This window comes from Paenibacillus dendritiformis, from assembly GCF_945605565.1.
Classification (GTDB): Bacteria; Bacillota; Bacilli; order Paenibacillales; family Paenibacillaceae; genus Paenibacillus_B; species Paenibacillus_B dendritiformis_A.
This window is the reverse complement of sequence record NZ_OX216966.1, coordinates 3901740-3914317: the sequence shown is the minus strand read 5'-3', so window position 1 is coordinate 3914317 and position 12578 is coordinate 3901740. Positions and strand designations below refer to the sequence as shown.

The following is a 12578-nucleotide window of genomic DNA, read 5'->3' as shown; positions in this document are numbered from 1 at the left end:
TTAATCGGTCATCCCGTTCATTCAATGGGACGCGTGCTCCTTCTTCCACCATGCCGCAAAGCGCGCGAAGCCTTCCTGCAAGCTGACTTGCGGCTCGTAACCGAGCTGCTCTCTCGCCTTGCGGATATCCAGCGTCTGGCTGCGGCTGACGACGCCGACCGAATAGCGCGTGATCGGAGGCTCCCCGTTCAGCTTGAACAGCCGGTATACCGCCTCCATTCCCGCAGCCATGCCCATGACTGCCCGGTACGGAACGCGGCGAAACCGCGGCGTCTCGCCCATCTCCGCGAACAAGCGGTTCACCGCGTCGATGAACCGGATCGGCTCGCCGTTGCTAATGTTGTACACTTGCCCGCAGGCCGATTCCGGCGCGCTCGCGCAGCAGATCAACGCCTCCGCGACATTGTCCACATAGGTCAAGTCCAGCAGCGCCCGGCCGCCGTCGATGAGCGGAATTCCGCGCTCGCGGTTCGCCCTCATCAAGCGCGGGAACAGCGCCCGGTCGCCGGGACCGAAGAGTGCGCGCGGGCGCAGAATGATCGCGGACAGTCCGCCGTCCATCGCTTCGCGCACCCGTACCTCCGCCATATATTTCGTGCGGACATAATCGTTGGCGAAGCGGGCGGGCAGCTTGCTGTCCTCGCCGACCTCAAGGCGGTCGGTATAATCGAAGTAGACGCTCGGCGTCGAGACGAATACGAACCGCTGCGCCCCGTGACGCTGCGCGGCTTCGAGCAGATGCTCGGTGGCCGTGACGTTGCCCGCATGGAAGTCGGCATACGTGCCCCACACGGTGGACAGCCCCGCGCAGTGGAACACCGCTTGCTGCTGTTCGCCCGCGCGCAGCACGGCATCCTGGTCGCCCAGATCCAATGGAAGGAACCGGATGCCGGCGGCCGTCAGCCGCGCCCCCCTCCCCTTGTCGCGGCCGACGGCGGTGACATCCCAGCCCGCCTGATGCAGCCGCCGGGCGAGGCACATGCCGAGAAAACCCGTCGCCCCTGTTACCAATGCCTTCATATCGCATCACCATTCCATTCCAGATCGATTGTGCTTGCTTCCATCAGCGGCACGCCATGCTCCCGTCCAAGGCGAAGCAGGGCGAACATCGCCGGGACTTGCCCCAGGACAGGCCAAGGATCGCGAGCCCGGAATAGCACATCCCGGCTCCTGCGCAGCGCGCGAAGCGCTTCCCTGCGCTCCGCCCACGTCAGCCCGCGGCGCAGCAGACATGCGGCCATCGCGAACCCGATCATCGCTTGGCGTCCGTCCGGCGGAGCGATCAGCCCCTGTTCGCGAGCCGGATCGGCATGGCGCAGCGCCGCTTCCGCGATCCCGTCCTCCGGGGCGAACAGATGAATTCCGCTCGTCGCCCTCGGATTGCATTCGATCGGGAACAGCATCCCGTCGGCCGCCTCTATGAAATCGAACGCAATCTGGCCCGTCAGCCGCTCAGCCTCGGCGAAGCGGCGAACCCAGCGGAGCGCGCCCGGGTGTTCGAGCGCAGCGAACTGCACGGCCGCTCCGAGCCCGACCCGATAGCGGGCCTCATAGGCCGCATGCGCCACCACGTGTCCGTGGCGCACGATGCTGTAGGTGCAGATCGGCGCTCCTTCGATATATTGCTGCAGCACCCACGGATTCGCGGGCGACAGATTCGCGGGCGCTTGAATTTGGGCCCGGCCCGGCCTGGGGCTGCCGATCTGCACCTGAGAAGCGAACCGGGAATAGACCGGCTTCAGCACGACCCGTTCCCGGTCAGACCAAGCGGACAGCGCTTCCCTCAAGTCGGCCGGCGTCTCGATCAGACGCGTATCCGGAACACGGAAGCCGTGGGAGGCAGCCGTCCGGATAAAGTCCAGCTTATGATGAAGCCGCAGCAATGCCGGCAGGCTGTCCGCGAACAAAGCGGCGCCGGCCTCCTCCAGCCGTTCGCGGTATCGGGCCAAATAAAAAATCTCCTCGCATGTCGGAACGACAAGCGCAATGCAATGCTTCGCAACCGCTTCTGCAATGGCATCGGCAAAAGCTTCCCCACCGTCTCTCGGCGCGGGCACGGTGAAGGCGCCTGCTGCCGCGCGCGAGAAGCGGCTCACATATGCGGGCAGGCTGTCGCAGACATAGACCCGGCAATCCGCCGCATGAAGCAGACGGGCCCACTCCAGCGCGGCCGGCGCCCTTGCTCCGGTGATGAGAACGGCGGTTGGCTCCGCCTCAGTAGTCAATAATCATTCCTCCAAGCGTCATCCCCGCCGACGTCCCGAGCAGCAGGATGCGGTCCCCGCGCCGAATGCGCCCCTGCGTCATCGCTTCATGCAGGCCCATCGGGATCGAAGCGGCAATCGTATTGCCGTGATTCGGCGTAATGTACAGAAGCTGTTCCTCGGCGATTCCGAGCTTACGGCGCAGCAGCCTCATCGCCATCGCGCTGCCTTGATGCGGGATGACAAGCCGGAAGTCAGCCATGCGCGTGCCGGCCGCGTCCAGCAGCTCCTTCGTGAAATCCGGCAGCAGCTTCGAAGCCATCCGATATATGGCCTGCCCGTCCATCCGGAACAAAAAATCCTCCCGATTATCCCCATTGCAGGCCGTCGCATGCAGCCTTGAGCCGCCGCCGCGTATTTCCGACAGCTCGGCACCGTCCGCGTAAGTGCGGATCGCGGTATGCGCGATCCGGGACGATTCCGTCTCCTCCGCCCTGACGGCAATCACCGCCGCGGCCCCGTCTCCGAACAGGGCGGCGCTCTGTTTGTCTTGCCAATTGAGGCCGGTGGAAGCAATCTCCGACGAGACGATCAGCACCCGGCGGTAGCGGGAAGCTTCGATCATATAAGATATAACATCCAGAGCGACGAGGAAGCTCAGACAAGTCGAATTCATATCAAAAGCCGGTATGCCGGACCATTCAGGTCCCAGCTCTTTTTGCAGCAGAGCTGCATTGCAAGGAATCGGCTGTTCCTGGGTGCCGCTCGCGCATACAATGCAATCGATGTCGCCCGGACGAAGTCCGGCCTGGCGCATCGCCTCCCGGGCGGCTTGTGCCCCCATATAAGAAGCCGTTTCATCTTCAATGAAATGGCGGACCACTACGTCGGATTTTTTCTGCACCCAGCCGTCCGGCACGCCAAGAAGCCGATCCATATCGGCGGATGTCAGTTTTCGTCTTGGCAAATATTTGCCGCTAGCTAGCAGTTTCACTTGTCGGTTATGCACGCAGTGTCCTCCCCAATGTTGAAAAATGCTCATTGAAGGTAATTTTATCATAGAGCTCCTTGCTGTAGACTAGGAAAATATAATGATAAAAGCCGATTTTCCTCCTGGGAAGATCGGCTTAGTTGCTGCGGCTATAGAGAGGTTTTATGTTCCTCTATTTTCACCGATAGAAGCTTGTTTATTGTATAGGCAAATAGAACACAGCAGGTCGCCGCCGCACAAATATCCGCGATCGGTTCCGCAACAATAACGGCCGTGGCCTGCGGCGAGATAAATATCGGCAGAAGATACACTAACGGAATGAGCAATATGATTTTTCGGAGTACAGCAATAAAAATCGATACCTTTGCTTGTCCCAAGGCGATAAATATTTGTTGAAACGCCAGCTGAAACCCGTAGATGCACGTGCCCAGGAAAAATATCGGCATCAGACGCATCGTCTGATCGATCAGTTCGGGGTTATCGGTAAAAATCATAATCGGAAGCCGGGGGAGAAACATGGCCACGCCCCACATCGACAAGCCCAACATCCCGCAGAAAATCGTACAGTATTTGATTGTTGCCTTGACTCGCCCATAGTCGCCGGATCCATAGTTGTATCCGATAATGGGCTGCACCCCTTGGGCAAAGCTTTGCAGCGGCAGTGAAAAAAGCTGCATAAGACTGCTCATAATCACCATGGCGCCGACATATAGATCTCCACCGTAGCGTGCAAGGGAAGTGTTGAAGACAATCTGAATCAAACTCTCGGTTGATTGCATAATAAAAGGTGATAGCCCCAATGCAAGCACACTGCAGGCTGTCTTGGGTCCGACGCGGATGTTCTTCCACCTCAGGCGCAGACGGCTATGCTTCGATACGAGAAACCAAAGTACCCATATCGCTGATACGGTCTGCGACATTACCGTAGCAATGGCCGCGCCATGAACTCCCATGCCCATCCCGAAGATAAAAATCGGGTCGAGGATTATATTAAGCGCAGCGCCTGCTCCTATCGTAGCCATCGCGGTCTTGGCAAAGCCCTGTGCAGCGATAAACGGATTCAAACCCAATGAGAGGAGCACGCTGATCGTGCCGATCAAGTAGATGCCTGTATAAGAATCCGCATACGGCAGTGTGTCGGGACTGGCCCCGAATAATACGAGCAGCGGAGATTTGATCGCCCCAAAAGTGACCGTCAAGACGACGGAACCAATCAGCAGCATGCAAAAGCAGCTGCCCAATAATTGCTCCGCTTGGTCCTGCTTCCCCTCTCCCATCTTAATGGAAGCGAGCGGAGCGCCTCCAAAGCCGATCAATGCGGCAAAAGCGGAAATAATCATAATAATCGGGAAGGTGACGCCAATCCCGGTAAGCGCTAGCGTGCCTGTATCAGGCATCCGCCCGATATACATGCGGTCGATTACGTTATACAAGGCATTGATCATCTGTGCTGCTATGGCAGGCATGCTCAGCGACAGGATCAATTTTGGAATGCGCTCATTCGCAAAGCGGTCGTTCATATCCTGTTTCATTGCTACCTTCCTTCTGTTATTCGTCTCGTTCTATCCGCTGAAACAACTTCCCCTCCTCCCCTCTCTTCCCCATATTTTGCTATTGAATTCATTTTCCCCACTATATCATATTTGAAATTGATGGTGAACACATAATTTTCACACTATTATAACGCTCTACGAGCCGATTTAACCCACTTTTAACCCAATAGATGAGGAGAGATACATTTTATATAATGAATGCTTTATAGATACCTTTAAACAGTTCTGCGTTGATGCCTGTTTTTGAATGTTATATAGTTCTGCTGCCCAGGAACGCGAAGACCCCCCTGCTCAATAAGCAAGGGGGTCTTGAATCTCAAAAGCTATCGGATTTGCTGTTGCTCGGCAGGATGCGCCGTTCCGCTCGTTCATACAGAGCTAGCAATCGCTTTATGAACCCGAGCTTCGGCACAAGCCAGTACATGACTAAGGCGGATACAATGCCTAGAAGCGCTCCCGCCGCGATATCTACAGGATAATGAACCCCTACCCAGATCCGGGAGACGGCTACGCAGCATGCGAGCGCAAGCCAGATCCACCCTTCCTTCCTGCGCACGAGCCAGAAGGAGACACAGACGGAGAAGAAGAGAATCGTATGATCGCTCGGAAACGAGTTATCGATAGCATGGTCGATCAGCTTGTTGACCTCCGGAAGCTCCGCGAACGGCTGATGATGCGAGTAGAGCTTGCCGGCCGCTTTGCCCATGATTTCCGCCAAGATAAAAGCAAGTCCAGCCTGGATGACCATCATTCGGTTCCGGCCGCTGCGGGTGAACCAATAGACAAGCATGGCCAAGGCGAGCACATACAGCATATATTCCGCCACGAAGACGGCGGCAGGGTTGAGGGAAGCGAACTGCTTGCCCAGATCATTAATGGCGCGAAAGATATCTATATTCCATTGAGACAAGATGACATTCCTCCTCTAAATGTATTTCTATTTCTATAAGACGACAGAATCAACAGCTCGACTTCAATGAATATCCGTTTTCTTGAAGTACACGATCGTGGCAGCCAGTCCGATGACCGCGGCAGCTATAATCACCGTATAGGAATACAGCGGAGGATAAGCGGGAACGAAGCCGTTCTCTGCGATAACATGGACCGCCGACCACGGAAAGATCGCCTTATAATCCCGATTGGCCAGCGCCACGTTCCCCATCGTGATCACAGCCGTAAAAATAATGGTCGGCACATAGTTTTTGAACAGAAAAGAGACGAACATCGTCGGAGTCGACAAGAGAAACAGCAGGCTGCCCCCGATCAAAAACTTCTTCAGCGATTGCAGCACGACGCCGGCAGTCAAGCCTTCATACTGCGCGAGCAATCCGAAGATGAATGTCAGCCCCCACGACGTAAAGGTCAATACCATGATCCACAGGAACAGCAGCACCAGCTTGCTGGCAATGAGACCGGTTCTGGACACCGGGATAGTCAACAGATTTTTCAAGGTGTCTTCCGCATATTCGCGGTTGAACAGATAAGCCGTGATGACTCCGTACAGCAGCGTCCCGATAAGCAGGGTCGTATACAGATTGGTCTCCGACCATGCCTCGCTGAATAAGACGGGCATGCCGGGCTTTTTGGCCATGTAATCCAGATATCCGATAAAGACCATAATTGGGGCCGCGGCCGCACCAATCAGGCTGACCATGAACATTTTGGCCCGCTTCAGCTTCAGAAGCTCGGTGTACACCAGATTAACCAATCGTCCCGCCCCCTATCAGTTGAATGAAATAATCTTCCAATCCATCTTCGCTCAGCGCAATTCGCGTGACTTCGATCTGATGATCAACCAGCATCTTATTGATCTGCCCCTGTTGACCGATATGCGAGTACACACGGATGATCCCCCCGTCATGCACCTCGTAGTCGGAAATGGCGAAATGCTGTTCCATGAGCATGGCCGCCCGATTATCATTCGAGACCTGGAATTCCAGAAATTTGCGGTTCCGCCGCCGAAGCTCGGCGAAGGAGATCTCCTCGAGCAGCTTCCCTTGATGAATAATCCCGATCTCGTCCGCCAATTGCTCGACTTCGGATAAAATATGGCTCGAAATCAGAATCGTTATGTTTCGTTCTTCGGCCAGCGACTTTATGAGCTTCCGAATCTCCTTGATGCCGATCGGATCCAGGCCGTTAGTTGGTTCATCCAGTATGAGCAGCTCCGGATGATGAAGGATGGCGCGGGCGATGCCCAGCCGCTGCTTCATTCCCAAGGAATATTTGCCGACCAGCTTGGCAGGCTCATGCTGCAGCCCGACGATCTCGAGCGCTTCTTCGATGGCATTCTTTTTATGAACGCCCATGAGCTTGGCATTGATGAGCAGATTTTCCCGGGCCGTCAAATTTTCATAGAAGCCTGAAAACTCGACGATAGAGCCCACCCTCCTCAATATCTCTTTCTGCTTGGCGTACAGATGTTCTCCGAACATTTCGATCTCCCCGCGCGTCGGCTTGATTAAGCCGAGCAGCATGCGAATGGTCGTTGTTTTGCCTGCGCCATTCTGGCCGAGAAAGCCGTAAATCTGACCTTGCTTTACCGTCATGTTCAGGTTGTCCACCGCGATTTGTTCGTTATAGGTTTTCGTTAACTGGGTCGTTTTGATAATTGCGGTCATTGCTGCACCTCCTGCTGTGGCGCGATGTGCTCGCCAGCCCATAGCTCTATAATAAGCGGGCGATTTTAAATGCCTCTTAATCCGTTCTTAATTAAATCTTAACTGTGTTTCGGAATGGAAAAGGTGAACGAGGTCCTTTGTCCCGGCTCGCTTTCCGCCCATATTTTCCCGCCGTTCTTCTCGACCAGCGCCTTCGCGATGGCAAGTCCCAGGCCGCTTCCTCCGTACATCGGGTTGCGCGACCGCTCAGTCCGGTACATCCGTTCGAACACTTTGGCCAATTCATCTTCCGGGATGCCCTGCCCCTTATCCCAGATGGTCAGATGATACGAGCCGGCATGCTCTGTCAGCTCGATGCCCAGTGCTTGTCCTTCGCGTCCGTGCTGGACCGCATTTTTTATCATATTGTTCATGATTCGCTGCAGGCTGAGCCGGTCCGCCGTAACCAAGCATCTCTCCTCCGGAATGGATGCGGTCAGCTTCATGTCCGCCTGCTTCAGCTCGGGCAAAAACGCGATGACTGCCTCGCGCGCCATTTCAGCCAAATCGAGCTTCTCCGGCTGCAGCGGAACTTCATCGGCATCCAGCTTGGCCAGATGGAAGATTTCATCGATCAATTGCTTCAAGGCCGTTGCCTTCCTCGAGATGATGCCGACATATTCTTGCTTTTCTTCGCGGGAGGCCGCAATCTCGTCGCTCAGGGCATCCACATATCCGATAATCGAGGTCAGCGGCGTCCGAATATCATGGGAAATGTTGGATAACAGACTTTTTCTCGCCGCCTCGGACTTAATCGTCTGCACCCGGATTTTATCCAATTGCTCGATCAGCTCATTGATCGCGAATATGACTTCATTGATGAACGGCTCGTCATTCGCCAGCAGGCGGGTATTCACATTACCGCTTCCCGCCCGCTTCAGCGCCGCGGCCATGCCGGTCAGCCTGGTCCTGAATCGGAATCGCATGAGCAGCAGAATGACCGTGATCGCCGCAAGCGCAATAAATAAAGCCCCGCGCAGGAATCGTTGGGGCTGGTTCGTTGCCTCTATCGCAATAAGACCGGTCATCAGCAATAATTGCGCGCCGAGAAGAAGGATCGTTTTGTCACGCTTCATCTCTTTCACCTGCAAACTTGTACCCGATTCCCCACACGGTCTGGATCCATTTCGGATCGGACGGATCGGCTTCGATCTTTTTGCGGAGCTTGCGGATATGGACCATCACCGTATTGTCGTCTTCCACATAGGCGCTGCCCCACACCTGGCGAAAGATTTGCGTCTTCGTAAATACTTGCTCCGGATGGGAGGCCAAAAACTTCAACAGCTCAAATTCTTTGGCTGTCAGCGCAATCTCTTCTCCTTCTATCGCCGCCGAATATTTTTTCAGATCGACAGTCAAGCCTTTATAGCGAATGAGCGCCTCCTCCTGGGCCTCGCTGCTGCCGGCCTCGCTGCCCAGCACCAAAAACCGTCTCAAATGGGCCTTGATTCTCGCAACCAATTCGTTGATGCTGAACGGCTTCGTCATATAATCATCCGCTCCGATGCCCAGCCCCAAAATCTTATCGATCTCCTGGTCCTTGGCCGTCAGCATCAGGATCGGAATATTCGTCATATTGCGCAGTCTCCTGCACACTTCAATGCCGTCGATCTTCGGCATCATCAGATCCAGCAGGATTAAATTATATTTATGGCTCTCGAACAGGCGAAGGGCTTCCTCTCCATCGACCGCCGTATCGACCTGATACCTTTCTCGTTCCAGATACTTTTTCACCAAATCCCGAATTTCTTTTTCATCATCGGCTATAAGCACGCGAATCTCTTCCATCTTCTCACCGTCTCCACAACGTTATTGGCGGTCACTGAAACCATGATCTAACCTTGGGACAAGCTCGATGCCACCAGGCGGAACAAAGCGTATGGCCGCTTGGTGATCGAGTCGTCCATGATCATATTACAGGATAACTGGCTTGTCCGCTATCAATGTGACGGAAATGAAAGACTCGGAGCTGCGCTTGCGAGGAACGATATCAAGAAATCTCCGGAATGCGACCGATCAGACCCGCGACTCGCCCGAGGCCGCTCGGCGTCCATGCGCGCAAAAGACTGCAGGACATTCCGGCAGCCTCAGATTGAAGGCAAACTCCCGCGAAATACTGCAACCGCGGGAGTTCTCGACGTTTTTTAACCATATTTACAAACTCGAAAGTGAAGATAGGAGAGGTGCGACCGGTCTTCCAGAGCCAGGTCGCCATTTGTTGGAGGTTCATGGCAGCAATAACAAGCATCGGCCTGCGCGGACCTTCTTTTTAACCCTCGTATGGTCGTCCACCGCATACCATGCTTCTCCTTTGCATCAGCAAAACACGATCTATTGTTTCTTTCCAATGCGCATAGATCCGTTTGTTTTCTTCTGTATGGCGAAGCTGCTCCGCCTCTTCACCCGATTCAGCATTCAGCCCAAACATGTCGACTAATACGCTTTGCTGCATTCTTACTCTCTGTCCATTGGGCCGGGAACGGACAAGCTCTGCAGATTGCCGGGTTCGAGCGATACATTTTATAACCATCACGGTTCGCAGTTTTGTAATACAGTACCGCATTTGCTGGACATAGGTAACCGTCATCATGCTCATCGTACACGTATTCATGCTTTTTAACGAAGCTCTCTTACGTTTTGAGGAAGGGTATAGGTCACATTTCCATGTTCGTCAATTCCCGATGATAGGCGGTCGGATTCCATTCCGTATGCACCAATTCCTTGTCGGACAGGCCTTGCCTGGCCAGCAGCCTCATCACCCGCGCAAGCATGTCCTTCAAATCATCCGGATTCGGGAGAGCCCCCCTGAACTTCTCCAATATTCCGCGATTCGGATGCAACGGTAGCCGCAGCAGACTCATTGGTTGCCAATGGCTTTCGCACCCGTTTCACTATTCCGCAGTAATCTCCCGTACCCGGTCATGCGCTCCACCAAAGCCGCAGTATCATCCGCGCCTCCGCTCGTTCACTTCGTTAATGTGCAGTATAATCCCCACCTCGGTCATCCACTCCGCTAATGCTGCGGTATGATCCGCACCTCGGTTATCCACTCCGCTAATGCTGCAGTATGATCCGCACCTCGGTTATCCACTCCGCTAATGCTGCAGTATCTCTCCATCATTTTCGGCATCTGCTCCACCAATACTGCAAGAATGCAGCAATTTCATTGGCACGAGGTAGCGAAAATAGGAATGCTGCAAAAATACATCAATTACCCTACGGTAAGGCACAGATAGCGTTCAAAACGGCTAAATGATGTAGTTTTGCAGGATTTTCTCGGAATTTCGCTTCTAGAGGCTAAAAATGCTGCGCCTGTGCAGCATTTTCATGTTCGCAGGCCATCTTGCTTATGCGCGGGCCAGCTTGCTCCATCCGCAGGCCATCTTGCCTCACACAGGGACAAGCTTGCGCCCTAACCTAACCTGTCCTGCCTTCCCCAGCCCCGCGCATCATAAGAAATAGGCTGTCGACAGGACTTTGTCGACAGCCTGAGGCTGCATCCCCGCTTATCGCGATGACCGTGGCGACAGGATCCGCAGCGACCGGGAGAGCCAGCTTGTGGCCATTGAACCATTGAATATCCGATGGACCCCATATACGCCGTTCGCCGCCGTGCATGCGACGACATGACGGCTTGTCCGCAGCGGACGGGTAAAGCGCGAACGATCGCTTATTTTTTGCAGCTGATCCGCGGTCATGCTTTTTTTCGATAACGCCTCGTCAAATTCTTGCTGCGCCGCCTGCTTGGCCTTGAACAGCATCATCTGCACCCGGCTGTACACGTTGATCGCCCCGTCTCCCGTCGTCTCGATCGGCAGGAAGATCGCGTCGGGATATTTCTCGGTAATTAACGATTGAACCCCGTCGGATACTCCGGAAGATGGCATGCAGCCGAACGGCTTGACGGAGATCGTCATGTTCACCTTTCGCTTCTTGACGTTCAAGATCAGCTTGCCGACCTCCATATGGCCTTCTCCGCCCCGGAGATGATTGTTGTAGTGCTCATGGGCGACCCGGGCAATCTCCTCCATGTCCGGCAGGTGATAGTGATACAGACCGATGGCCCGCGCATACGCGTGGAACATGACCCGCAGTGCGCGATCGGCGAGCCACAGCATCCGCAGCCGCTTCTGCGGATTTTTCCCTTCCAGGCCATGCTTCCCGGAGTCGGCTTGACGAAGCGTCATCCGCTCCTTCGTATCGAAGCGCCCGGACCAGATCAGGAACAAGATCCAGGCCGTCATCGATTGCACTTCAACCTCAGCCCCTTCATTTTCGAGGAAACGCTGCAGCTGATAATTCCCGTCTCCCTCGGTGGTCATGGCCCAGAACTCCCCGATAATGCTTACTTTTGGCTTGACCTTGGTCCGGTCTACCCGGACGGCCTGCAGTTCCTTGCGGGATTTGAGCAGAGCCTGCCGCAGCCGTTTGCGTTCGCTCAGCGCTTCATAGAGATACCGCTTGCACCGTTCCAGCGCGGCATCCGTCGCACCGGCTTCCACTTCATAGGGGCGGATACGATAAGCGAGGGCATTCAAAATGTCTCCCAGAAGCACGGCCTTCAAAAAGCTGAGAAAAAACGCGGTATCCAGCTTCAATGCCGATTCGCTGCCGGTCGCCTGCTTCAACCCGTCCGTCTGCTGAAAAATGAGTACCCGGAACCCGTCGAATCCCGCATCGCGCAAGGCCTTCCGGTACTCCGTCACATAGGTGCCGAAGCGGCAAGGGCCGCAGGAACCGCTCGTGACGAACAAATAGCTGGATATGATCTCTTCCTTTGATTTCCCTTCCACATCCCGCAGATGATGCAGATATTTGATCAGATTGCCTACCGTGAAGTAGGTTGGATTGCACTGTCCGCGATTGCCGAACTCTTTGCCGTAGCGCAGGGACTCATTGTCCGGACAATCCATATGCTTCACCCGATACCCCATCCCCGTCAGCGCGCCCTCGACCAAATAATCGTGAGCCATCGTCAAGCCCCCGAAGAGAAGGGTTGTCGTCGCTTTGTCCTTGGCCAAGAATTGCCGCGGTACCGGATCGAACCATTGACTCGCCGTCTGCTGATCCAGGCCCAGCGCTTCTTCCTGCTCCTTCTGAAAGTTAAGCAGCATCTCCTCGATAGTCGCCTGATCTTTGACTTTTTGCTTGCTTCCTGCAACAGACATCT

At 54.9% G+C, this 12578-nt stretch carries 11 protein-coding genes and 1 pseudogene; all 12 read right to left on the bottom strand.

Annotated features, from left to right (window positions below; genetic code table 11):
• Positions 1-21: 21 nt before the first annotated feature.
• The gene (locus tag NNL35_RS17310; protein WP_006677403.1) at positions 22-1020 is read right to left on the bottom strand and encodes an NAD-dependent epimerase/dehydratase family protein; all 999 of its coding nucleotides are present in this window, start codon (positions 1018-1020) and stop codon (positions 22-24) included.
• Complete coding sequence (locus NNL35_RS17305; RefSeq protein WP_006677404.1) at positions 1017-2225, bottom strand: ATP-grasp domain-containing protein; 1209 nt, start codon at positions 2223-2225, stop codon at positions 1017-1019. The genes NNL35_RS17310 and NNL35_RS17305 overlap by 4 nt, the downstream gene beginning before the upstream one ends.
• The gene (locus NNL35_RS17300; protein ID WP_006677405.1) at positions 2215-3213 is read right to left on the bottom strand and encodes a beta-ketoacyl-ACP synthase III; all 999 of its coding nucleotides are present in this window, start codon (positions 3211-3213) and stop codon (positions 2215-2217) included. The genes NNL35_RS17305 and NNL35_RS17300 overlap by 11 nt, the downstream gene beginning before the upstream one ends.
• Before the next feature lie 131 nt (positions 3214-3344).
• Complete coding sequence (locus tag NNL35_RS17295; RefSeq protein WP_100226361.1) at positions 3345-4715, bottom strand: MATE family efflux transporter; 1371 nt, start codon at positions 4713-4715, stop codon at positions 3345-3347.
• Positions 4716-5064: 349 nt separating this feature from the next.
• Positions 5065-5658, bottom strand: a complete 594-nt coding sequence (locus tag NNL35_RS17290) for an undecaprenyl-diphosphatase (RefSeq protein ID WP_006677407.1) — start codon at positions 5656-5658, stop codon at positions 5065-5067.
• 63 nt (positions 5659-5721) lie between these two features.
• The gene (locus NNL35_RS17285) at positions 5722-6456 is read right to left on the bottom strand and encodes an ABC transporter permease (RefSeq protein WP_006677408.1); all 735 of its coding nucleotides are present in this window, start codon (positions 6454-6456) and stop codon (positions 5722-5724) included.
• The gene (locus NNL35_RS17280; protein WP_006677409.1) at positions 6449-7369 is read right to left on the bottom strand and encodes an ABC transporter ATP-binding protein; all 921 of its coding nucleotides are present in this window, start codon (positions 7367-7369) and stop codon (positions 6449-6451) included. The genes NNL35_RS17285 and NNL35_RS17280 overlap by 8 nt, the downstream gene beginning before the upstream one ends.
• 98 nt (positions 7370-7467) lie before the next feature.
• Complete coding sequence (locus tag NNL35_RS17275; RefSeq protein ID WP_006677410.1) at positions 7468-8484, bottom strand: sensor histidine kinase; 1017 nt, start codon at positions 8482-8484, stop codon at positions 7468-7470.
• Positions 8474-9196, bottom strand: coding sequence for a response regulator transcription factor (locus NNL35_RS17270; protein ID WP_254553620.1), 723 nt, complete (start codon positions 9194-9196; stop codon positions 8474-8476). The genes NNL35_RS17275 and NNL35_RS17270 overlap by 11 nt, the downstream gene beginning before the upstream one ends.
• A gap of 406 nt (positions 9197-9602) precedes the next feature.
• Positions 9603-9732 (bottom strand): annotated as a pseudogene (locus tag NNL35_RS30810) (transposase); the annotation flags it as partial.
• A gap of 330 nt (positions 9733-10062) precedes the next feature.
• Positions 10063-10269, bottom strand: coding sequence for a hypothetical protein (locus NNL35_RS17260; protein ID WP_040731672.1), 207 nt, complete (start codon positions 10267-10269; stop codon positions 10063-10065).
• A gap of 645 nt (positions 10270-10914) precedes the next feature.
• Entirely contained in the window at positions 10915-12576 is a 1662-nt protein-coding gene (locus NNL35_RS17255) for a hypothetical protein (protein WP_006677415.1), read from the bottom strand.
• Positions 12577-12578 lie beyond the last annotated feature (2 nt).

Bases quoted from the DNA above. Each gene is read 5' to 3' on its own strand.
- NNL35_RS17295 (WP_100226361.1), bottom strand. From the start codon at position 4,715: ATGAACGACCGCTTTGCGAATGAGCGCATTCCAAAATTGATCCTGTCG.
- NNL35_RS17280 (WP_006677409.1), bottom strand. From the start codon at position 7,369: ATGACCGCAATTATCAAAACGACCCAGTTAACGAAAACCTATAACGAA.
- NNL35_RS17270 (WP_254553620.1), bottom strand. From the start codon at position 9,196: ATGGAAGAGATTCGCGTGCTTATAGCCGATGATGAAAAAGAAATTCGG.
- NNL35_RS17310 (WP_006677403.1), bottom strand. From the start codon at position 1,020: ATGAAGGCATTGGTAACAGGGGCGACGGGTTTTCTCGGCATGTGCCTC.
- NNL35_RS17255 (WP_006677415.1), bottom strand. From the start codon at position 12,576: ATGTCTGTTGCAGGAAGCAAGCAAAAAGTCAAAGATCAGGCGACTATC.
- NNL35_RS17275 (WP_006677410.1), bottom strand. From the start codon at position 8,484: ATGAAGCGTGACAAAACGATCCTTCTTCTCGGCGCGCAATTATTGCTG.
- NNL35_RS17260 (WP_040731672.1), bottom strand. From the start codon at position 10,269: ATGAGTCTGCTGCGGCTACCGTTGCATCCGAATCGCGGAATATTGGAG.